Origin of the sequence: Flavobacterium ginsenosidimutans, assembly GCF_037478105.1 — a bacterium.
GTDB lineage: Bacteria > Bacteroidota > Bacteroidia > Flavobacteriales > Flavobacteriaceae > Flavobacterium > Flavobacterium ginsenosidimutans.
Genome location: NZ_CP147988.1, coordinates 4,278,302 through 4,301,827, shown reverse-complemented (window position 1 = coordinate 4,301,827; position 23,526 = coordinate 4,278,302). Strand labels below are relative to the sequence as shown.

At 35.8% G+C, this 23,526-nt stretch carries 19 protein-coding genes; 10 read left to right on the top strand and 9 right to left on the bottom strand.

What is annotated here, in order from left to right; translation table 11 throughout:
• Nucleotides 1-11: 11 nt before the first annotated feature.
• The 5 genes from V6624_RS18745 to V6624_RS18725 all read right to left on the bottom strand — a co-directional run bounded on the left by V6624_RS18745 (nucleotide 12) and on the right by V6624_RS18725 (nucleotide 5,375).
• Nucleotides 12-773: a LytTR family DNA-binding domain-containing protein gene (locus V6624_RS18745; protein ID WP_338839759.1), complete on the bottom strand. Its 762-nt coding sequence runs from the start codon at nucleotides 771-773 to the stop codon at nucleotides 12-14.
• Nucleotides 754-1,812 (bottom strand): sensor histidine kinase, encoded by a 1,059-nt coding sequence (locus V6624_RS18740; protein ID WP_338839758.1) that lies wholly within the window; start codon nucleotides 1,810-1,812, stop codon nucleotides 754-756. Before V6624_RS18740 ends, V6624_RS18745 begins: the two co-directional genes overlap by 20 nt.
• Nucleotides 1,813-1,992: 180 nt before the next feature.
• Nucleotides 1,993-2,574 (bottom strand): porin family protein, encoded by a 582-nt coding sequence (locus V6624_RS18735; protein WP_338839756.1) that lies wholly within the window; start codon nucleotides 2,572-2,574, stop codon nucleotides 1,993-1,995.
• 205 nt (nucleotides 2,575-2,779) lie between these two features.
• Entirely contained in the window at nucleotides 2,780-3,334 is a 555-nt protein-coding gene (locus tag V6624_RS18730) for an isochorismatase family cysteine hydrolase (RefSeq protein WP_338839755.1), read from the bottom strand.
• Between the two features lie 991 nt (nucleotides 3,335-4,325).
• The gene (locus tag V6624_RS18725; RefSeq protein WP_338839753.1) at nucleotides 4,326-5,375 is read right to left on the bottom strand and encodes a metallophosphoesterase; all 1,050 of its coding nucleotides are present in this window, start codon (nucleotides 5,373-5,375) and stop codon (nucleotides 4,326-4,328) included.
• A 324-nt stretch (nucleotides 5,376-5,699) separates the two neighbouring features.
• Between V6624_RS18725 and V6624_RS18720 the strand changes: the two genes are divergently transcribed.
• Nucleotides 5,700-6,506 (top strand): sensor histidine kinase, encoded by an 807-nt coding sequence (locus V6624_RS18720; protein ID WP_338839751.1) that lies wholly within the window; start codon nucleotides 5,700-5,702, stop codon nucleotides 6,504-6,506.
• Nucleotides 6,503-7,204, top strand: coding sequence for a response regulator transcription factor (locus tag V6624_RS18715; RefSeq protein ID WP_338839750.1), 702 nt, complete (start codon nucleotides 6,503-6,505; stop codon nucleotides 7,202-7,204). The genes V6624_RS18720 and V6624_RS18715 overlap by 4 nt, the downstream gene beginning before the upstream one ends.
• Here V6624_RS18715 and V6624_RS18710 read toward each other — a convergent pair.
• Both V6624_RS18710 and V6624_RS18705 read right to left on the bottom strand, forming a co-directional pair.
• Nucleotides 7,199-7,903: a LytTR family DNA-binding domain-containing protein gene (locus tag V6624_RS18710; protein WP_338839748.1), complete on the bottom strand. Its 705-nt coding sequence runs from the start codon at nucleotides 7,901-7,903 to the stop codon at nucleotides 7,199-7,201. The genes V6624_RS18715 and V6624_RS18710 overlap by 6 nt on opposite strands.
• Nucleotides 7,904-7,955: 52 nt before the next feature.
• Nucleotides 7,956-9,449, bottom strand: coding sequence for a PAS domain-containing sensor histidine kinase (locus tag V6624_RS18705; RefSeq protein ID WP_338841918.1), 1,494 nt, complete (start codon nucleotides 9,447-9,449; stop codon nucleotides 7,956-7,958).
• A 213-nt stretch (nucleotides 9,450-9,662) separates the two neighbouring features.
• Between V6624_RS18705 and V6624_RS18700 the strand changes: the two genes are divergently transcribed.
• From V6624_RS18700 to V6624_RS18665, 8 genes are all read left to right on the top strand, one after another.
• A complete protein-coding gene (locus V6624_RS18700) occupies nucleotides 9,663-9,854 on the top strand; it encodes a cold shock domain-containing protein (RefSeq protein WP_338839747.1) in 192 nt (63 codons plus the stop codon).
• 1,267 nt (nucleotides 9,855-11,121) lie between these two features.
• Nucleotides 11,122-12,027: a helix-turn-helix domain-containing protein gene (locus V6624_RS18695; protein ID WP_338839746.1), complete on the top strand. Its 906-nt coding sequence runs from the start codon at nucleotides 11,122-11,124 to the stop codon at nucleotides 12,025-12,027.
• A gap of 244 nt (nucleotides 12,028-12,271) precedes the next feature.
• Complete coding sequence (locus V6624_RS18690) at nucleotides 12,272-13,264, top strand: efflux RND transporter periplasmic adaptor subunit (protein WP_338839744.1); 993 nt, start codon at nucleotides 12,272-12,274, stop codon at nucleotides 13,262-13,264.
• A 22-nt stretch (nucleotides 13,265-13,286) separates the two neighbouring features.
• The gene (locus V6624_RS18685) at nucleotides 13,287-16,427 is read left to right on the top strand and encodes an efflux RND transporter permease subunit (RefSeq protein ID WP_338839742.1); all 3,141 of its coding nucleotides are present in this window, start codon (nucleotides 13,287-13,289) and stop codon (nucleotides 16,425-16,427) included.
• A gap of 76 nt (nucleotides 16,428-16,503) precedes the next feature.
• Nucleotides 16,504-17,772 carry a TolC family protein gene (locus tag V6624_RS18680; RefSeq protein ID WP_338839741.1) on the top strand — a complete coding sequence of 423 codons (1,269 nt, stop codon included), beginning with the start codon at nucleotides 16,504-16,506 and terminating at the stop codon, nucleotides 17,770-17,772.
• Nucleotides 17,773-17,857: 85 nt separating this feature from the next.
• Nucleotides 17,858-18,691 carry a universal stress protein gene (locus V6624_RS18675; protein ID WP_338839740.1) on the top strand — a complete coding sequence of 278 codons (834 nt, stop codon included), beginning with the start codon at nucleotides 17,858-17,860 and terminating at the stop codon, nucleotides 18,689-18,691.
• Between the two features lie 266 nt (nucleotides 18,692-18,957).
• Nucleotides 18,958-19,998 carry a beta-ketoacyl-ACP synthase III gene (locus V6624_RS18670; RefSeq protein ID WP_338839739.1) on the top strand — a complete coding sequence of 347 codons (1,041 nt, stop codon included), beginning with the start codon at nucleotides 18,958-18,960 and terminating at the stop codon, nucleotides 19,996-19,998.
• 193 nt (nucleotides 19,999-20,191) lie between these two features.
• The gene (locus V6624_RS18665; RefSeq protein ID WP_338839738.1) at nucleotides 20,192-20,971 is read left to right on the top strand and encodes a phospholipase A; all 780 of its coding nucleotides are present in this window, start codon (nucleotides 20,192-20,194) and stop codon (nucleotides 20,969-20,971) included.
• A gap of 615 nt (nucleotides 20,972-21,586) precedes the next feature.
• Here V6624_RS18665 and V6624_RS18660 read toward each other — a convergent pair.
• The gene (locus tag V6624_RS18660) at nucleotides 21,587-21,934 is read right to left on the bottom strand and encodes a hypothetical protein (RefSeq protein WP_338839737.1); all 348 of its coding nucleotides are present in this window, start codon (nucleotides 21,932-21,934) and stop codon (nucleotides 21,587-21,589) included.
• A 419-nt stretch (nucleotides 21,935-22,353) separates the two neighbouring features.
• The gene (locus V6624_RS18655) at nucleotides 22,354-23,355 is read right to left on the bottom strand and encodes an alpha/beta hydrolase (protein ID WP_338839736.1); all 1,002 of its coding nucleotides are present in this window, start codon (nucleotides 23,353-23,355) and stop codon (nucleotides 22,354-22,356) included.
• Between the last annotated feature and the right edge of the window lie 171 nt (nucleotides 23,356-23,526).

Below are 23,526 nucleotides of genomic sequence, written 5' to 3'. Positions count from 1 at the left end.
CTTTTTAGAAATTAATTTTCTAACCACGCCAATACTTTAGACCTTTTTTCTCTGCTGACAAAAATATCTTTATGGAAAGGAAATGAAAGGTTTATTTTCAGCTTTCGCGGAAAATAATCCGTAACATCAGCAATGGCATTTCGGTTTACGAGAAGCTGCCTGTTCATTCTGAAGAAAAAGCTGTTTGTTCTTTTTTCCAGATCTTCTAGGCTTTCTGTCAAGCTGTAACTTTTGCCATTATGTGCCAGCATAACTGTGGTTTCCGCTTCAACATAAAACAAAGCAATTTTTTCTAATGTAAAAGGAAGAAGGCGATCTCTGTATTTTACCATTATAGTGCTGCTGACCGGCTGCTGAAGGTTGGAAATAGTCTCCATTGCCTTTTGATACTGTGCAGCAATCTGACCGCTCATTATTTGCTGCATGTTATGAAATTTACTTAGAGCAATTTTTAACTCGGCTGCACTAAAGGGCTTTAGAATATATTCAATACCATTGGCTTTAAAAGCATCAAGAGCATATTCATTAAAAGCGGTACAAAAAATGACCGGAACATTTAAAGGTACAGTTTGAATAATTTCAAAACTCAAACCGTCTCCCAGCTGAATATCGCTAAAGATAAGATCAGGCTGAGGATTATTTTTAAAATAAGCAATTGCTTCTTTAACAGAACCCAGAAGGGCAGTGATTTCTATTTCGGCATTGCTGCTTTTCAGGCTTGATGCTAGATCTTCTGCTACGAGCGATTCATCTTCAATAATTATGATTTTCATCGGTATTTATTTTAAAGCTTACAGAAAAAGTTACGCCATCGTTGTTGATTATAATTTCATTTCCGGACCAAATCAGGCAGCGTTCAGCCAGATTTGCCAGTCCGCTTTTTAAGGATGTTTCACTGGGACATCTAACATTCATCGTATTGGATACTGATATGTATTCTCCTGTTTTCTCTATTTTAATCCGTAAGGGCTGCTGTTTGGTAAACCTGTTGTGCTTGATCGCATTTTCTGCCAGAGGCTGAAGGGAGAAGGTTGGCACAGTACATTTAAGCATCTCAGAATCATTTATTTTAATGTCCCATTCTAAGGCCTCACCAAATCTCATTTTCTGCATTTCAAGATAGTTTTGGCAAAAATCCAGTTCTTCCTGCAATGTAGTAGCCATGCTATCATTAAGGGTTACGGCACTTCTAAGAAATCCAGCCAGCTGAATTAGATAATGCTCTCCAAGAACAAGGTCTTTTTTATATAGGGCTTTCAGCGTATTGAGAGAGTTGAATAAAAAATGCGGATGAATCTGCTGTTTCAAAAGCAGGTTTTCAGCTTCTGCCGTGCGAAGCAATAATCTTGAATTTTCAATTTCGGCTTGTGTTTTAGCTAATCTTAAAATTGCAAAATCTTGTAACAGCAATATTAAAATGGTGATAAAAATAGCTTCTGCTAAAAAGGTCATAATTAGCTCTAAATTGTCAGCACTCCAAGAAATATGTGCCATGTAAGCAAAAAAAGGCCATAATAACATTTGAAGAAAAATGGAAGTGCAAAAGCTTGCCAAGTAACGCCAAAGCCTAAACTTATTAATATCATTAGGAAATTTAACGGCACAAAACTCCAATATAGCTGAAAGTGCAAAAGTTACAGTGAAAATATAAAACAGACTTTTTAAGGTCATAAAAAGTATAAGAGCTCCTGAGTTTTTAAAAATAATAAGAAAAAACAAAGCAATTAACGAGATAAACAACGTCAAAAAAATATTCATTTTATAAATCTCCCTCAAAATTAAAGGAGAGAAAGATTTGGCGATATTGTTCATGATCATGCTTTTATATTTTTGATACAGAACTTAATCCGTTTTAATTTTAGGTATGCAAAATTTAGGGAAAGTACAAAAAATAGTAATACTGCTCTTGTAATTTTGAACAATAAATAATACCGCCTGTAAATGCAGGTGGTATTATTTGGCTCTTAGTTTGTAAAATGAAATTTATCTGATTTAAAAAATGTAAAAAAGACTGACTTGTGACATATGATTTTGAAAATCAGTATTTATGGTCGTTGATTTTGTTTTGCTGACATCAGTCAGTCCCATATAATAGCGCGCTCCAATACCAAGACCGTTTGAAAACTGATAGCCGATACCCCCAACCATACCCGCATCAATTTTTTCTGCGAAATCAGTATCATTATTCGTTATTTCTTTAAAATCTTCGGAGGCTAAAATTCCTACTTGAGGACCTGCTTCAAAATAGAGTCCGAAGCTGGTTTTGTATTTTACTACGATCGGTATAGAGATATAAGATAGCTTCAGGTCTTTGCCATCAGTAAGTCCGCCTTTTAATTTAGCGCCCTGGGTAGAATATAAAAATTCTTCCTGTACAGACCAGTTTTTATTGATATCAAAAGCTACAATTGCTCCGGCGTGGAATCCAGGCAGACCTTCAGTATCAAAATCAGCATTGTAAAAATCACTGTAATTAGCACCGGCTTTAAGACCAAAATGAAGTCTGTCAAAAAAACTTTGGCTAAAAGCGCTTGAAGATACCAGAACAATGCAGAGCAAAAATAAATTTTTCATGATTTACTATATTTTAAATGTTATCAGGCAAAAGCCTTTTTTTAGTTTGATGATGCAAACATAAAAGGCACTTGTGACAGAACATAAAAAAAAATGGCTCAAACGGACAAAATTATATGTGAAACGGTTTTGCTTTTAAAATTGCTGTTGAAATAATTAGAATTTAAATGATTTTGATCAATGAAGAGGGGCAAATTATTTAGCTTTAGCTGATCCATTGTTTTAGAGAAATAACCTCTGCCTGCATCTGGAAAACTTTAGTGGTTAAAATGTGATGAACCTCTTCATCTCCATCGGCACAACAATCACTAAGAACCGTTAAGACAAAGTCCTTGTCAGAAGCTTCTCTAATAGTTGATAAAACTACGCCACTTGTAGCAATACCCGTTAGGATGAGATGATTTATATTTTGGCTTCTCAATATTAATTCAAGGTCGCTTCCTGTAAAAGCGCTATATCTGCGTTTGGTTACAATTATATCGTGTTCATACGGAGTCAATGAAGGATGTATCTTCATCATTTCGTTTACATCGGCATTTACCATACGTTCTTTACTAGCAGAAAAAGTTTTGTTATTAGCACCCACCTCCGGCATGCCTTGTCGAAAGCCAACTACAACATAAATAATGGATATTTTATTTTTTCGTGCATTTAAAATTGCTTCTGCAACATTATTTATTGTTGCTGTGCTATTAGGATATCTGTCTACTATCGCAGACTGCATGTCCATTACTAGAAGTGCTGTTCTTTTTTCGTTCATTTTTCTTTTGATCTTGTATGATAGTTATGTGTCAAGGGGAAGGGTATGTTGCAAATTTAGCAATGTTTTTTAACGTGATCATAATTTAATAAGGGATGAGATGTGATGATTTTTTTCTAATAGTATTTTTGTCTTTTTATAAAATTTAAAATGACATTCTAGGTAAGAGCTATTCCTAAAAAAAGCAAAAATGATTCAAAGTGACTTTATTTGGTAGTAAATACAAAAAAATGGCGTCAATTGTCTTCAATTGGCGCCATTTGGCTGTTGTGACAGGAACAGGACAAATTTCTATAAAATTTATCGATGATTTGAAGCGATTGGCTTACTGGAAGTAGAGGCTGTCTTTGAATGGCATAATGATTTTGGTTTGGATGTCCCGTTGGGGATTGTTGAAAAAAAATATTTGATTTCTCAAATGATTTTCAAGAAATACGAATCTCATAAAATCAAATTAATGTCTGGCTGGTCTTAAATCAAAGCTAAGAGTAAACATACTTATAGTGCAAGTACAATTAACTTTGGTTTTATTTGCAGCAAGTTTATAAAAAGTACGGCGTGGCCTGCCAGATATACCCATAACAAAACCCCAAATCTTTCAAAGCATTGTGCCAACATCTCCAAGGCAAGCAATAAACCCATTGTTAAAATATAAGTAAAGTATCCTGTTTGGCTAAATTACATTATTTGTTTGTCAGCCCGAATATCTATAAATGGTTTTGCATCTAATGTAGCTTCAGTCAGTTCAGGAATATTCACGATTTGTAATATTTGTGCTGGCAGTGCCGCTCCAACACCAATTCGAATAATTCTCTACCCCGGTAAGAGTATTGTTATAAGTAGTACTATTTTATTTTTCATATGTTTATTTTTATAGAAATATTTAAAATGAGTGAGTTTTATAAATTTAGATTTCTCACATTTAGTCTATCTGCTTGATAAACAGGATGGAAATTGCTTTTTTTTGGAATTTAAGATAAAGAGATTCACTCTACATTGCCTTTTTTCCTCCATTGTGTAAAACTCTATAATATTGGTTATTTTCAATTAACAAACCTTCTGATTTTTGGCTGGGAATACTTTTAGAATAATCTTTGGGATGTTTAACATCAATTCCTATCACTTTTCCGTTGAATTGTGTATTAATTTTTGATTGAAGAGTATGACCAACAACGATTGAATTTGCGTCGAATTTATTTAGTCCTCGCTCTACATCTTCCTGAGTCAAATCGTCTTTGAAATAGCCTCGGTACCAAGCGATGCCTTTGTGTGAAGAAATCAGTAATTGTTCTATATTTTTTTGTGGATTAGGATAGTAAGGTTTGTAATAATTACTGCGAATTATTTGATTTACCTCGTCCAGATTTATTTTATAATCACCCAAATCAGGATGTATTCCTCCGTGTGTAAAAAGGATACCATTAATTTTTTCAATGGTATTTTTGCTCGACATCCATTTGCCAAGAAAAGAATTTGTACCATATAACTCGGTTTGTTGTTTTTTTAAGATCGAAGCAACGTGATAATATTTTGGAGAAGTAGATTCAAAATTTCCCTGCATATTCTTCAATTCGTGGTTTCCTAAAATAAAATGAACTGTTCCGCCTTTCTCTTTTGCTTCCTGTTCTAATTTGTAAATAAACCAAAGTACTTGAGTGGTAGAAAAATCTCTGTCCACAAAATCCCCCAGCAAAACAAGATGTCCATTTGCAAATGTCCAATTTAGCTTTTCATTAATTACCTTATTGGCAATCAAAAAATCCCGAAAGGTTTTAAAACCGCTTTCAATATCGGAAATGGCTAAAATTTTAGAATTGTCATTATAGGTGTTTTTCGGAATCGTAATTTTGTTATTTATTGTAAATTCAAAAAGTGTTGCATCTAATGGGAAATAACAATAAGCAGGGATTTTTGAATTCAGGGCATAATCTTTTTGGTCTAAATAAAACCCTTCATCCTGATTTCCTCTAATGTAGCTGATAGTAGCAGTGCTGTCATTTTTATTAAAAACATAAGGGCCGTCTTTATCCCAATTCATCATTACTGGATTTTCTGCATAACGAAAACTTGCTCCGTGATATAGTCCGAATGAAACAACTATAAATACTAGTACTGCAAATGTGATAATGATATGTTTTACATATCTGAGATTTTTTTTTTCATTGTTTTTCGATTAATTTTGGTAAACATAGAAGTGCGTGCTTTACTATTAAAATAATTGTGACAAACGTCTTAATCTGCTCGATAAAAAGTGTTTGCGAATACTCAAACTGCTTTCATCACTCATTTACATCATTTCAAAACGCATTGACTGTTCTTTGTCAACATTCTTGCTGAGGGCTATTAATAATTGTAATATTGCAAAATGATTGCTGTGAAACGAAATTTAAAATGGGTTGTAATTGCTCTTCTGACAATAGGAGTTATTCCTCTAATAATTACTGTTTATGAAGTGATTTTTACGAAAAACAAATCCGTTGTATTTTTAGGCAATTACCATCCAAAAGTTGCCCTAATTGTAATTTATTACTATGTTTTGCTTGTATGCCTAGGGATTGTTTGGCTCATCAGACAGATTATTTTTATCACTAAACTGAAAAGCGAAAAAACAAAAGCCGAATTGATGCTCTTGAAAAGCCAGGTTAGTCCGCATTTCTTTTTCAATATGCTCAATAATTTATATGGTTTGGTTGCTAAAGATTCGCGAAAAGCACAAGAATTAATACTAAAACTTTCGGATATGATGCGTTACAGTATTTATGAGGGAGAAAAGGAAAAAGTTAAAATTCAGGAAGAAATTTATTTTTTGAAAAACTATATCGAACTGCACAAAATGCGTTACCATAAACATATTACAGTCGATTTTAATTGTGATGTAGATGAAAACCGAAAAGTAGTGCCGCTGTTGTTTATCATACTTTTGGAAAATGCATTCAAACACGGAGTCGAAAATTTGAGACAGAATGCTTACATTAAAATGAATTTGACCACCTCACAAAACGAAATAAGTTTTGCAATTGAAAACAACTACGAAAAAATGGATAACCAATCTGGAATTGGTTTGAAAAATCTAAAAAGAAGGTTAGAATTAATTTATCCAAACCAACATGATCTGACTTTTTCTAAAACAGAAAGTATCTATCAGGCCCGATTAATTTTGAAACAATTATGATTAGATATTTAATAATTGACGATGAGCCTATCGCTCACGACATCATTAAAGGCTATTGCGATTTAGTACCCAATATGCAGCTAATAAAAAACTGTTACGATGCTTTGGAAGCCTTTGAATTTCTGAACACCAATGAAGTGGATTTGATTTTTTTGGATTTGAATATGCCCGTTTTGAAAGGGTTTGATTTTCTAAAAACGCTGCAAAATCTGCCAAAAGTAATCGTTACAACCGCTTATCAAGAATTTGCATTGGAAGGATACGAATATCCTATTTCGGATTATTTACTAAAGCCTTTTGGTTTTGAACGTTTTTTAAAAGCCATCAATAAAGCGTTTAGTTCAGTTAATCAAAAGGTTATACAGTCTGGAAATAGTATTATTTCAAACCGAATATTTGTTCAGAGCAATAAAAAACACTTTCAAGTGGAGCTTGAAAACATACTTTATATTGAAGCAACAGGGAATTACACCAAAATTATAACCACGATTGAAACCATTACAATTCGTGAAAAAATCTCTGTGTTTTTAGAACAATTACCCAAAAATGAATTTGTGCAGGTTCATAAATCCTTTGCTGTTGCCATTAAACATATTAAAAGTGTGGAAGGAAACAGGATCAAAATCGGTGATTTTACAATTCCTATTGGTAAACTGTATAAGATAAATGTAAATGGGTTATTAAATTCAAAATTATAAAAGCATCATAATGTTTTCTTTATAAGTTTGTCCAATAGGTACTTTATATTTATCAATTAATATCCTGTTACCTTCAATCTGTTTAATTTTACCTTTTGCAGCAATAAAAGATTTATGGGTTCTTATAAAATTAAATTTTGGGAGAAGCTGTTCAAAATCTGAAATTTTCTGATGACTTATAATCATGTCATTTTTTAGATATACTTTACAATAATGTCCATAAGCTTCTATAAACAGTAAATCGTCAAAATGAATTTGATGGTACTTTTTATCACCCCTTAAAAAAAAGCTATTTGTTTTTGGCTCTGCTTCGTTTGTTGGCAATGCAACACTACTTTTTTTATTTTGAGCACTATCAAATGTCTTATTAATAGCTTTTAGAAATCGGTCAAAGTTAAAGGGCTTTAGTAAATAATCAGAAACATTAAGTTCATAACCCTCTAAAGCAAATTCTTTATAGGCTGTGGTCACTATTATTTTAGGTGGATTGGGTAATGTTTTTAAAAAATCGAAACCGGATAATTTGGGCATATTGATATCTAAAAATAGCAAGTCTACTGCATTTTTATTTAAGAATTCCATAGCTTCAAAGGCATTGTAGAAATTTCCTTTCTTTTGTAAATGCTGCAGGTTTTCACAATAGTTTTCAATAATACGATGTGCAATAGGTTCATCATCTATAATTAAAAAGTATATCATGTCATTTCTATTTTTAGATGTAATTTATAAATAGAATCTGTAATGTCAATTTTCATTTGGTCTTGCCTGTATGTATTAAAGGCAGTATTACGGTAAATTCAGCCCCATTGTCTTTTTGGCCAGATGCACTAATTCTTCCATTGTGTCTTTTCACTATTTTTTGGCACAATGCAAGCCCCAGACCATTGCCCTCGTATTGGTCTTTGGAATGGAGACGTTCAAATGGAGTAAATATTCTTTCACTAAATGCCGGATCAAGCCCGATACCATTGTCCTTAATTTTGATCTCTACAGATTTTATTCCTTTATGATCGATTAGTGATGAAGAAATGATTACCATTGGGGGCTGGTCTGCTTTTGAAAATTTTAAGGCGTTTTGCATCAGGTTGTAAAAAAGCTGGCTGATGAGAATAGGGGCCCCTTCCATTTCAGGGAGTTCACAAGTAATTAAAATAGCATCTTTTTCTTTAATGACAAGTTCAAGATCCGTTTTAATATTTTCAATAATTTGATTGAGGTCAATTTTCTCGAAGGGCTGACTAGTTTTGTCAAGAGTAGAATAGGTTAAAATGCCTTCTATTATATTTTCCATCCTCTTTGCAGACTGATCAATTTTTAATGTATATTTTTCTGAATTTCTATAGAAACCAGATTTGCTCTCATCACTCAGCAGCGTATTGAAAATTTTAATTTTTCGAACAGGCTCCCGAAGATCATGGCTAACAATACCTGCAAAATGAAGAAGATCATTATTGGAGCGTGTCAGCTCTTCTGTCTGATTTTCAACCTGTTTTTTTAGCTCTTCTTCAAATGCTCGGTGTTCTTGAATATCCTGAATGACACCGATAATAGTTTTGGGAATTCCCTTTACATTATTTATGATTTTACCGCTAATTTTGACCCATTTTGCAGATTGGTCATTGCTTATAATTCTGGCTTCATAGCTTATTTCTCCGGTAGTCAGAGCCTCCTTATGTGCCTTTTCCCGTACAGGCAGATCATCGGGATGCAGTCGGGAAATCAGCTCATCAGTGCTTATTTCTTTATCAATAGAGCAGATGGCATTAAAATTCCCGGAAGTTTTAATTTTTTTTGTGGCCAGGTCAATTTCGTAGGTTCCTATACCCGAAGCATCAATTGCCATGGTAAGTTTTTCATTTGAACTTTTCACCTCTTCTTTAGCCTTCTTAAGATCTGTTACATCGGTTCCTGTATTGAGTACACCGTATACTTCTCCCTTTTCATTAAATAGGGGAATAAAACAGTAATTAAAATAGTGTTCGGTCATGATACCCTCTATAATAAGGTCCACTTTTTTATTTTTGGCATGAAATGCAATGCCGGTTTTCAGCACAGTTAGCGCCTGATCAAAAATTTGCTGATCCTTAATTTCAGGGACTATATCAAGATAGTTTTTTCCAATTACCTGATCTCCTTTACCCCAGGTCTTAATCATGGCAGGATTGGCAATCTCAATGGTTAAATTATTTCCCACATACACTGCAACAGGCAGGGGAAGGGAATCAACTATATTATTCAAAAGCATCGGATTTTGGTACATAGCGATTCTGTTTTGGTACCTGCGAATCTAACTAGAATTTTTTAAAGAATCTTTACATTACATTTTTAAAGTGTTTCACAATTTCAATTAAAATATTAAAACGATTCAATTGTATATTATTTGGTTTTAAAAATAAAAATCTCAATTTCAGTAAGTTCCAATTAAATAAGCTATCTTTGAACAATTAAATACATTAAAATGCAAGAAGGTACAGTAAAATTTTTCAATGAAGAAAAAGGTTTCGGATTCATAACTCCTAATAATGGAGGGGACGAAGTTTTTGTTCATGCTTCAGGTCTATCAGAAAACATCGCTCAAAACGATGCAGTACGATATGACGTAGAAGAAGGCCGTAAAGGTCCAAACGCAGTAAACGTAGTTGTAGCATAACCATACTATCACAGTGAGTTTATATAAAGGCACCTGCTAAGCAGGTGCCTTTATTGTTTTATGGATGTGGTGTATATATTATTAGTATTTATTTTTCAGGAGCTCTTCCCGCTGTAAGATGCACCCGAGCGACAGCGAACTGGCGAAGCAATCTTTTGTGCCCAGCCTCGGGTCAATTGTATGTAATATTATTTTTTAGGAGCTTTTTCCCGCTATCCGTTCCAATCTTTTGTGCCGAACCTCGGCACAAAAGTATTTCCACTGCACACGAGCGAAACGAAGTGGCGAAGCAATCGGGGCTAAGGGCTGCCAAAGAGCCCTGTTTTTGTGTTGGAGAGATGTACCATTCAAACCCAATTGATGTCTTTCTATTCAACACAGAGAGTTGTCTTTCAGCTTTGCTGTACACTTAGCTTTTATACTGATATAATAAAAACAAAGTATATTTCAGCTCTTTAGACTAATAAAAATTAGAAAGGTTATATAAAAAAGGCACCAATTGTCTTCAATTGGCGCCTTTTGGCTTGTTTGTGACGGGGACAGGACAAATTACAGCATCTTTTTTGGATGATTTGAAGAAATTGGCTTATTATATGTAGTTATCTGTCCTCCAGTGGCTTTGGTAATTTGGTTTAGATGTCCTGTTGGGGATTGATGTAAAAAATTATAAAAACTAAATTTGTTTATGGTATTAAACTAATTTACCATTCTACAAATATTATGGAGGATTTGAAAAGATTTTTAGAGTTAAGTTGGAATTGTCTTTCATTGGCTATGTGAATTACTGTCTTGGATTTATGAATAAATTTATTTGATTTTTTATTTGTTTAAATAAGTCTTCTTTAATTTTTGTGGAAACAGTGTCAGAGTTTAATGGTTAACTAAAAGTGACCACATATTATTCGTCTTAGCTATTTGTGTGAGAAAAAGCATTAAGTCACAAATAAACCAATTTCTTGCATGAATTGAACAAGAAGTCAAAAGAGCAATCCGTTAAGCTAAAATGCAGTTTAAAAGTAAAAAAAAATAATTTGAGTTTCAGATTTGTTGCATAAAGCTCTAGCATTTATATAGAATGGAACTTGAAGCTTTAAAAAAAATGTACTGTGCCTTTTAATTATCATACATATTAATCAAGCGAAACATCTGTAAAATTCACTTTAATTTTTTGCAGCAAAAAAACATCAACTCCAACTGCTGGATTTTTAAAAATTTCCGTAAGATTAGAAGTTAATATTTTAAATTTGCTTTGTCATAATTTATAAAAGTGAGCAAATACACAAAAATTCAGAATTATAGCTTACGGGATATTATTAATATACTCGGGGATGAAGCTGAGTACGGTACCGAGTTTTATGTGCATTACAACAAAGAGCTCATTCAAGAAAATCCGTTCCCATTCCCTTTCAGATGCAGTAATACAGGAATAATGCTCCTCTTGCACGGTAAGATGAAAGTACAGGTAGATTTGCAGACCTACATTGTAAGTCCAAAGGACGTCATTGTATTTTCGTCGCAGTCTGTTATTCATATTTTGGAAATTATAGAACCTGCTCAGAATATAGGTTTTGTATTTACGGATGAATTTGCAATGACCAATATGCTTAATTATGAGGATATAAGACTTTTTAGATTAACGGAGCTTAACCAAACTCCAATATTATCGCTTACAGAAGATCAGTACAATATTATTTTCGATATTATGACAAAGATGTATATGCTTAATTTGTCACAATCCGAAACGAATCTCTTCAAGAACGCAAAAGCATTTCACTATTTTAATTTGCTGGCGCTTGAAATGATGGAAATACACCGTACCGGAGCAAATCAGGCCGATTTGAAAAACAGCAGAAAAAAAGAGATCATTCATGAATTTTTATCCCTACTTTCGATTCATGTTAGGGCGAATAGGAATGTACAGTTTTATGCCGACAAGCTTTTTATAACTTCGGGACATTTGTCTAAACTTTTGAAAGAAGCCACAGGAAACTCTTCGCGCGAAATTATTGAGGAAGCAGTAGTCATGGAGGCGCGAGACCTGCTGATGGAAACCTCTCATTCGCTGGCAGAAATTGCTGAAATACTTCATTTCAGTGACCAATCTTTTTTCGGGAAATTCTTTAAAAAGAAAATGAAAATCACCCCAAAATCATTTCGAGACAAATACAAATAACATTAAAATTAGTGCTGTATTTTTCTTAAAAAACTACCTTTCTTATGCAAGTGAGGCGAAACGCTATGGCCTAAAATGATGGTTATAGACCAAAAACGGCTCGGAACAGACCTTTTGTAGACTAAACATTCTATGGAGATTTGCACCATCAGTTGGAATAACTGCATGGATTTTTATTAATCAATATAAAAAAGCAAATTATATGGTAATGTTTAAGAGGAATATCTTATCTATTCTGAGTATTATGTTATTAAGTGCCGGATGCGGTAAAAAGGAAACAGACCAAAACCAGACAGTTGAACCTGTAAAAGTAAGTGTTAGGGAAATTGAACTGTCATCTCAGGCAGAAGTTTTGGATTACAGCGGCACTATTGAAGCAGACAATACTGTTTCTATCGGCTTTAGCATTCCGGGAAGGGTGACTGCTGTTCTGGTGCAGGAGGGAGAGCGTGTTGTCAAAGGACAGCTTCTGGCATCAATAGAGCAGAATGCCTATCAGAACAATCTTATCGTCGCAAATGCAGCCTTGGAACAGGCACAGGATAATTTCAACCGTCTCCATCAGCTCTATAAAAAAGGAAGCCTTCCTGAACGAGATTATATTTCTGGAAAAACGGGTCTGGCACAAGCAAAAGCAAATAAAGAAACGGCATCGAAAAACATGCACGATACCAAATTGTATGCTTCTTTCTCAGGAATCGTAACCCATAAACTCACCGAGGCAGGTGCCAGCGCGGCACCAGGAATTCCAGCTTTTACCATTGTGAAATCTGATAAGGTATATGCTGTGGCCGCTATTAATGAAAATGAAATCAGTTCATTGAAAATAGGGGCAGATGCCACTATTTCGATACCGTCTTTGAATAGGGAAATCAAAGGAAAAATTACCATAATTAATCCGCAGGGCGATGATCTTTCGAAAACTTACACCGTTAAGGTGCGTCTGGATAATGCCAATGGACAGCTGCTTCCTGGAATGATTGCCGATATCAGCATCAACTCCGGACAGATTCAAAATACAATAATTATTCCGGCGCAAGCCCTAGTGCGAGATCCGGATAATATAAACTACGTGTATATAGCTAAAGAAGGAAATACTGCTTTTAAAAAGAGACTCAATATATCTAAAATAACCGGAACCAATGATGTTGTAGTAAAAGAAGGACTTCACGCGGGCGACAAAATCATTGTAAATGGACAAACCAACTTATCAGACGGTACGCCTGTCAAATTCTAATTTCCTAAAATTCAATTAAAAGATGACAAAGCGAAAAATACACTTTTTAGAAGCCGCAATGAAACACAAGCAGGTGGTCATTGTACTGGTTGTGCTGCTGATGCTGATGGGAATTAATTCCTTAGTGAACATGCCCCGAAGCGAAAACCCTAGAATTGATATGCCTACAGCTCTGGTATATGCTATTTATCCTGGTGCTGACGAACATCAGGTAGAAGAAGAAGTGGCAAAGAAAATAGAGCAGTACTTATTCTCCTTTGAAGAAATCAAAAAGAAGAAAGTAAAGTCAGAAGTTCGTGAAGGACAGGTTTTCATTACCACCGAAATTTACACAAATGTAAAAGACAGAAAGAAATTCTGGCATACCCTTCAGCTGGATATGGATGCCAATTTGCGTTCAAAATTGCCTCAGGGTGTTATAGGTCCCTTTATCAATAGTAATTTTGCCGATGTTACGGCAATGATTATTTCTGTATCGTCAAAAGAGCGTTCGTATGCTGAGATCGAAAAATACCTTGACAAACTGGAAGACGGGTTAAAAGTCATTCCGATGGTTTCTAAGATCAATCGTTCGGGGGGGCAAAGACAGCAGATTTATATTAAAATAAACGATAAAAAACTTCAGCAGTACGGACTGGATGCCGGCACTTTAATGGGGATTCTGCAACAGCAGAATATTACAGGCTATACTGGAGAAGTATCAGTAGGATCTAATAATATTGTGCCTATTTATGCCAACAGCCGCTACAGGGATGAAAATGATATTGCCAGCCAGATTGTCTACACGACACCATCAGGAACAATTGTCCGTTTAAAAGATGTGGCTGAGATTGAACGCCGTTTCGAAGAAAAATCATCATTTGTACGTGTAGGGGAAGACAAATCTATGGTCTTGTCTGTCGATATGCTTCCGGGGAACAATATTGTAGCATTTGGTGAAGAAGTTGAAGCAAAAATTGCGGCTATCCAAAAAACATTTCCTCCGGATATTAAAATGAAAACCATTGTGAACCAGCCAAAAGATGTGGAGCACAGCATCAGCCATTTTATGAAAGAATTTGGTCTGGCAATCGGTTCAGTGCTTTTGGTGGTCATGCTTTTACTGCCTTTTCGTATAGCAGTAGTGGCTTCCGCAGCAGCTCCGATTTCTATGCTGATCACTTTTGCCTTTATGAACATGCTTGGTGTCGAACTTCATCAAGTAACACTGGCCGCTCTTATTATTGTATTGGGAATGGTAGTCGATAATGCCATTGTGGTGGTCGACAATTATATCGAAAAACTCGACGAAGGCGTAGAGCCTTGGACAGGTGCCTGGCAGGCTGCCAAGCAATTGATGGTTCCTATATTTACGGCAACACTCGCAATTATATTCGCATTCCTGCCGCTGGCCATTTTTATGGACGGAATTGCTAAGGATTTTATGTTTTACCTTCCAGTAACAGTTGCCATTGCTCTTATTGTTTCCATGCTTATTGCGCTTCTTTTTACCCCGTACACTTGTTATGTGTTTATAAAGAAAGGATTAAAACACAAAATAAGCGACAGACCCATAAAGAAAAACCTGCTGGATCACCTTCAGTCCGCTTTTGATAAAGGAGTAGAAGCAGCTTTTAGAAATCCTAAAATGACCATGGGATTGGGATTGCTTTCTGTTGTTGCAGCTCTCTTTATTGCTACAAAAGTCGATTCTGAATTTTTCCCTTTAAGTGAGCGCAATCAGTTTAATATGGAAGTCTGGATGCCAAACGGCACATCTCTGGAGAGAACCGAAGCGAAAGTAAAAGAATTGGAAAATATCCTAAAACAAGACAAACGGGTTGTTGACGTAACGAGTTTCATAGGAATGAGCTCACCGCGTTTTCATACGTCATACGCACCGGAAACTCCAAGAAAACAATTTGCGCAGGTATTTATTACAACAACGGACATTGATGCAACAAATGAAATGGCCAAGGAGTATCTGGACAAGTTAAAAGGTTTTATGCAGGACGGAGCGGTTAAAATCAAACAGCTGAGTTTTCAGGAGGGTGCTCCGATTGATATCAGGGTGGTAAGTGAAAATGAAGCTGATCAGAAACGAACAGCTATAGAAGTCAAAAAAATTCTGGAAAAAGCTGAGGGGGTCAACTATGTCCGATTGAGCAGCGAGTACGATTATATGGGGGTCAAACTCAATATAGATAATGCGAAAGCAAGCCGCTTAGGTATAAGCACACAAGCCATTACGCAGACTTTAGGAGCCGGTTTAAAAGGATATTCTATTTCGACCTTATGGGAAGGAGATAAGACGGTAGACATTTTCCTTCGTTATGACGAAGATAGTCGTAAAGATCTCGTTGCCTTGCAGAATCTTCACATTACAACACGTTATGGGAAGAAAGTGCCGCTTAAAGCTGTAGCAACTCTAGATCCTGAATGGCACACCGGAATGCTACTGAGAAGAAACGGATTAAAGATGCTGAGTGTATATTCAGAGGCGCAGCTGGGTAAAAAGCCCTCGCGTATTCTTCAGGAAATACAGCCGGAAATAGATGCTCTCAAGCTTCCTGCCGGAACTACGATTCAATATGGAGGCGATGCCGAATCAAGCGGTGAGAATGCGCCAAGTATGGGGATATCTTTGGGAGTTAGCCTTATTTTGATTTTCCTGACCCTTTTGTTTCAGTTCAAAAGTCTTGGAAAGGCACTTATCGTATTGTGTACATTTTTACTGAGTCTTTTTGGAGCCTTCCTAGGGCTTCTTGTAACAGGTAACCCACTTGGTATGACTGGATTTATGGGAATCATAAGTTTGATAGGCATCGTGGTGCGAAACGGAATCATACTGGTCGATTATGCAGATGAGCTTATCAGAGATCATGGATACAAACACAAAGCTGCTGCAATTGCCGCTGCTAAACGTAGAATGAGACCTATCTTCCTGACTTCTGCCGCTGCCGCAGTCGGCGTAGTGCCTATGATTATAGGTAAATCGCCTATGTGGGGTCCGCTGGGAAGCGTGCTAGCTTTTGGTTTGATCTTTTCGATGATCCTAACCCTTTTTGTGGTGCCTGTCATGTACTATAAGTTACTGAAGAACCCTATAATCGAAGATGAAGCGCCTCAAGAGCAGCCTGATGGAGAAGAGGATGTACTGTATAAGCCGGTTCACCAGCATTGATAAATAATAATAATTCTTCAAACCTCCTGTCGATTTGTAATAAAATTTCGGCAGGATTGTTTAAAAATGAATTGACATGAAAAGTAAACAAAACACTATATATTTTTTGTTCCTGATTTTTTTCTCAGGAATTGTTCACGGGCAGCAGACTGTCTCTCTGGATCAGATCAGAATCATGGCTTTGGAAAACAACAAAAAACTCAAGAAGGCCCAAAGCAGCATTAGTGCAGCCAAAGCGGCCAATCAGGCGGCCAATGCAGCGACAAAACCCACTGTAGAGGCAAGCGTTTTCGGGCTCTATCTCTCGGATCCTTTCAGGACGTTACTGCCTGAATACAGTGCTAATGGATCTGTAGCCGTGACCCAGGTTGTCTATGCAGGAAACAAAATCCAGACGGCAAAAAAAATGACAAGTTCATTGGTTGACCTGCAGAGCGCCCAGAAAAATTTAACCGAAGACGAGGTGCTGCTGAACGCTGAAACTGCGTATTGGCAGGCTGTCAACCTAAAGGAAAAAGTAGTTCTGGCAGAAAAATACCTAAGCCTTTTAGGCGAATTGAAAAAAGACCTTGAGAACTCTTTTAATGCAGGTTTGATCTATAAAAATGATCTGCTTAAAGTGGAAGTGCAGCAAAACGAAGCGATCCTTAACCTGACAAAAGCTAAAGACGGTTTAACGATAACCAAACTGGCTCTGTCTCAGATTACAGGTTTAAGTGCAGCTCAATACGATGTAGCAGGCAATTTTTCAGATGATATGCGGCTGATAAGCAAAGCCGATGTTGCGTCGGCTGTAAATAACCGTCCTGAGATCTATGCGCTCAGTAAGTCAGTCGAGGTCAACGAGTACCAGGCCAAGTTACTGGAAGGAGACCAAAAACCCACTGTTGCCTTAAGTGCAAACGGCCTGGCATCTTACGGTAAAAAGATTAATTTTTCTGACGGGAGCGATGATATGAAGGCATTTGTGGGACTGGTAACAGTTTCTGTTCCTATTCTGGATTGGGGAGCGAGGAAACAGAAGGTAAAAGAACAGCATTTTGTAACCGAAGCGCAAAAGTTGGAACTTGAGGAAACAAAAGAACTTTTGAGCATTGAGGTTCAGAACGCATGGCTGATGCTTAATCAGGCTGCAACACAAATAGATCTGAATAAAAAGTCACTAAAACAGGCTGAGGAAAATCTTCGTTTAAATCAGGATCGTTTTGATGCCGGAACCGTTCTGGGAGAAGACGTTTTGGAAGCCCAGGTGCTTTGGCAGAAAGCCTACGCTGATCTTATCGATGCAAAGGCAGGATACAAAATCAGCGAAGCCAAATACAAAAAAGCAATTGGCGAATACTAAATAATTTTATAAGCAGAAGCATTTTCTCTTCTGCTTATAATCAAAATATCTGATGGCTTGCAAAAGCATCTAAAAACATACAACTATGATCACACCGCTAACCATCATCGCTGCTACAAATTATTCCGATACAGCCAGAAATGCCGTTACCTATGCGGCAGGAATTGCCCAAGCCACAAATGCGAAACTTGTTCTATTTAACTCTTTTAGCTTAAATGTGCACAGCGCAAATGCGCTTATCAGCGCAGAAGAACTGCAGAAAGAATTAGACAGGGCTATTTTAAGACTGGAAAACCTGGGTAAAGAAATAGCCCATTTGTTTAAAATTGAAGTCCAATGTTGCTGCAGCTATTCCCTTCTGAAAGACGAACTGTCAGCTGTAATTGAAAGCACAGGTGCTGAATTGGTTGTAATGGGTATGGCAGAACGTTCTTTTGAGCAGGATCTGCTGGGCAACACCACAACATCAGTCATTAAAAATATTGATATCCCTGTTTTGGCAGTGCCTCTCAATGCCCGCTTTAAAAAATTAAGAAAAGTACTATATGCCTGCGATACGCTGAGTTTTTCGGCCGCTAGGAGATTCAGCTGGATTATCAAGGTAATAGGAAATCCTGATATTGAGATTGAAGTTTTCAGTGTCGAGGAAAGTGTTGCTGAAATAAGGAAACGGGATGAGGCAGCAGTAAGGGATGGCACACAGGGAAAAGAGTTTGAGGATGTGAAGTACATTTACAAGACAGTGCGGTCAAATGCCGTTATTAATGAAATAGAAAAAGAAATCAAGCGCTATCAGGCAGATATACTGGTCATGGTGCCTAAAAAATATGGTTTTTGGGATTCTCTGGTCCACAAAAGCAAAACAAGAATAATGGCATCTGGTTTAGATGTTCCTTTATTGTCATTTCCGCAGTATTAAAAAGCGGGGTGTTTAAAACGTTTATAACCAATGGGCTAGTATCCCATCGTACTTGCTTATTATTCAGGAGGCAATTTCGCTGCCTTTATTTATGGTTACTACTTTATCGAAAATATCAAGAAAAACTTCATTAAATAAATATGTTGCCGAGACTTTCGGTGACCATTATTTTAATTGAAAAAAGATTAAAAAACATCTGTTTAATCTTTTTTCGATTAAGTGCATTATAACGATATGAAAAAGCTACGCTTAAAAAAAAATAGACAATGAATGCCGTCATAACAGCTGTCGGTGGCTATGTGCCGCCTTTAATTTTAGATAATAAAAAAATTTCTAAAACAGTAGATACTTCAGAACAATGGATTGAAAAAAGAACAGGAATTAAAGAGCGCAGAATAGCCGACGATGATACTGCTGTATCTGATCTTGCATCTGGTGCGATTAATAATCTTATCGAAAACTATGAGGTTGACCCGTATGAGATTGAAGTCTTGATACTTGCTACTGCTACTCCCGATCATATGCTGGCGCCGGCAGCATCTCTGGTATGTGAAAAAAGCAATTTGCAAAATGCCTTTGGACTTGATATCAATGCAGCATGCAGCGGTTTTTTATATGCACTTGAATTAGCGGGCTGCCTGATCGAAAGCGGGCGTTACAAGAAAGTTATGGTGGCAGGGGCAGACAAAATGAGTTCTCTTGTAGATTATGAAGATCGCTCTACCTGTATTTTGTTTGGTGATGGAGCAGGAGCTGTATTGCTTGAAGCATCAGAATCTGATTTTGGATTATTGAAATCGATTCTTCATACTGACGGGAGTGGTACTTCTTCGCTTTTAGTTCCGGCAGGAGGTTCTAAAATACCTGCTGGTATGCAGAGTTTGCTTCATAGAGATCATTACATAAAACAGGATGGGGCTTATGTTTTTAAAAAGGCAGTTGCAGCAATGAGTTCTGTAAGCGGGGAAGTTTTAACAAGCTGCGGCTTTAGCACGGATGATATTGACTGGGTAATACCTCATCAGGCCAATCTGCGGATAATTGAGGCGGTGGGTTCAAATTTAAATATCGATAAGTCCAGAATAAAAATTAATATCGAGAAATACGGAAATACGACCTCTGCAACAATTCCTCTTTGTCTTTGGGATTTCAAAGATGATTTTAAGACAGGAGAAAACCTATTAGTCACAACCTTCGGGGCTGGCTTCTCTTGGGGAGCAGCTTGTATAAAATGGGGTGTAATGCGAGACAAAAAAAATGCTGACACAGCAATAAAAAGTCAAAAAGAAGTAGTGTCAATTTACTGAGGACTATTTTATACAATCTTAAATAATCTATTTGTGAGGCGCAGAATTTATTGTGATCTCTCTGCAAATACATTTTTAAATCTGCTATTGAGTTGAATTTAGAATAAATGGCTGATGCTTACTAATAAAAAATTATATGAAATGCAATCTATTTTCTCGGTACATAAAAAATAACTATTTCTTACTGTTATTAATGTTTTATACCTTCAGCTATGCGCAATTTTCCTTGGATAGAGATTCAATTCATAAAATAATTACCGAACTTCCTGCCTTTTCGATTTATAAAGATAATTATTTTGTAACGGGTGTGAATTTAGATAAAACACCTACGAGAAACAGCATGGATGCTAAGTTTCAGTTTAGCTTCAAGCAGCGATTATCAGACAAACCTTTGCTGTTTGATTCTTATGCTTATCTAACTTACACACAAAAATCCTTTTGGAAGATATATAAAGCATCAAGCCCTTTTGAGGAAAGCAATTATAATCCGGGATTGATGATGCTAAGACCCGTATTTAGAAATAATTATTTTGTTGGTGCTCTGACCTATGGAATAGAACACGAATCCAATGGACGCGACAGTATCTATTCAAGAAGCATAAATATGATTTCGATAGGATTTATTAGAGTATTTTCTCCCGAACTTTTTGTTTCGGTCAAGGCATGGCTGCCTTTTTTGATAGATAACAATCCATCTCTTCCAAAATACATCGGATACGGCGAGGGGCAGCTTCAGTGGATCACCTGCAATGACAGATTGTTTTTTGACTTAACGCTAAGAAAAGGCGCGAGCTGGGATTTCAAGGGAAGTTTGAATGCAGGGATCAGCTATAAACTGTCAAAAAAGGCTAATCAGCTCATTACCCTGCAGTGGTGGCAAGGTTATAGTGAGAGTCTGATAGATTTTAAATCTGAAAGGGGAATGCTCCGGGCAGGATTTATTTTGAAACCGACATTTCACCGTTTTTACTGAATTTATAAAAGTGATATTTAATGCTGATGAGGCCTAAATTGAAGTTTTGGGATAAATTAATGCTAACCCCTTTAAATTAAAAAAGCTTCATTTAGACCAATTTTGGCTATTTATTGACCTTTTTCTATTGATTTTGGACAACTACCTTTGCCCCGAAGCGAACTAGCGAAGCAATCGGGCTAAAGAAAGACAGAAGAAAGATAAAAATGATTCAAAGTTAACTTCTTTACTAGTGCAAATAAAAAAATGGTGCCAATTGTCTTCAATTGGCGCCATTTGGCCTTGTGACCTCGAGGGAACAAATTGCAACAAAATTTATGGAAGATTTGAAGAGATTGGCCCACTACAGGTAGGGTATGTCTTTGTATGTCTTGAACAATTTGGTTTGGATGTCCTGTAGGGGATAGATTGAAAAATTTTTATGATTTCACAAATCAAGCTTAAGGAAAAAAATTATTAGATCTTTTATAGACAGCCTTAAGATTTTGTGGCAAAAGAGGCATTCCATTGTGCAATCAGATGTTTTAATACAAAAAAGAACTGTAAGATTATTTTTTTCGAGAAAATAATTATGGTAAAAAAGATAACTAGAAATAGAAAGAATCTATTTTTCAATTACCAAGTATTTTGCAAAATTATTTCTCCAACTGATTCGTTTTTATTTCCAAGTGTTTTTATGATGCTGTACCTCGTATAATAATCAACTGTAACTTCAATAAGATAAGTTTCCGAGTTAAGGTTTTTTATTAAAAATTCGCCATTATCATCTCTGACTTTAAAATCTTGGATTATTTTTTTTTGATTTGTAATAGTATTAAGTTCGAAAACCTTAATCGAAAATGATTCAATAGGACTAAATCCACTATCTACAATCCTTCCCCAGATGTTAAAAGTTTCCTTCAGTGATGGAGTAGCAAAAAGGGGAATAGAAAGCAAGATAATTAAAAGTATTCTTTTCAGCATAACATTATAGGGGTTAAAACAGTTGATAAAGAGTTTTTATACGAGAGCGAAACTCTATGATTAGAGATTAGGTAATGGTTTATTTTTTATAATTATTTAAAAGCCTTCTCTAATGCTATCTGTTGTAAAATAGCACTTATTTTTCCAGGTGTTCTATTGTTGAGTTTTTTGACTATTAGTGAAGGATGGGTTGCTTTGTTTATGCAATTACTAACTTCATTGTAAACCAATCATTAATAAATTTAAATTCGATTTTATTATTGGTTTTGCGATATGATAATATAAAAGTTGTTATGTTTCAAAAATAATCAATGTGGATCTTAAGGAAAAAGGATAAAGATATTTGAATCGAAGACTTTTTACTTTGTAGTTTTATAAGTTTCAATTTGTGGCATCGTATCCCTTGTTAATTGTATTAATTATTGTGGAGCTATTATTTCTTTTATCATATCATTGATGGCGTTTTCAATAACTTTTGGTTGTTCCTGGTTTAAATAATGTCCACTATTGGGAACCAGAATTTGTTTGCTGTTGGTAGAGAGGATTAAAAAATCCTTTTGCATCTTAGTCCAGGCATTTATCATTTCCGATTTTAATTTACCGTCTTTAATAAAGGAATCATAGCGTTTTTGATCTTCGGCGGTCAATACGTAAAGAGGGATACTGCCAAAAGAGTGTATTTTTGATGCTTCCTTCTTGATGGAACGCATCTGATCTTGCTCTTCAAACACAGCCTCAGCACTCTTGTAAAGTAAAGCGGGCATTATTGCATTTTGATGTTGGTATTGTTTGTTCTTTGGAAACATGTTTTTGAACACTAATCTGACCAGTCCAAAGTTATTGGCGAATTTCAAAAAACCTTCTGGCAATCCTTGATTGACCATTTTAAATAGTTTGGGAGATAAATATTTTTTATCATTAGGACATTGACTATCCACTAATATTACACCAGCTACATCTTCAGGATATTTGTTGACAAAAAATCGAACAAGTGTCCCTCCAAATGAATGTCCTACAAGAATATAGGGTTTTGGAACATTGGCTTTTTCCAGTAAAAGATGTAATTCTCCAGCGATCTCCTCACCTGATTTGGGATTGTGCCCTCTATCACTCCATAAAATTCCTGCCCTGTCATATGAAAAGCTTGTATAAGAAGTTGGTAATTCTTGTTGAATATTATACCATTGCAGGTGTCCGCCAGGATCAAGTGCAGTTTCAAATACAACCGTTGGTCCCCCATTTCCTTTTTTAAAATAATGAAGGCGATGATCTCCAACTTCTGCAAAGCTGCCATCGGGATTAATTTTTTCAGCATCATTTCGGGATATCCTTTCAAACACAAATCCAACAAGAAGTAATAATACTATCAATGTAATTAAGCCTAAGCCTATTCGTTTTGACCATTTTATAAAATTTTTCATAGTTTTTTATTACCAAAGACATTTATATTTCATTTTACTTACACTTTGATGTATGTTTTGCAGATATATTTGACTAAACATAGTATTTAATTTTATTTCACCATGCAAAATATTGCATTTGCAAAAATTTGCTTCTACAACTAAATCTCACTTGCTTCTGCCACTGTAATA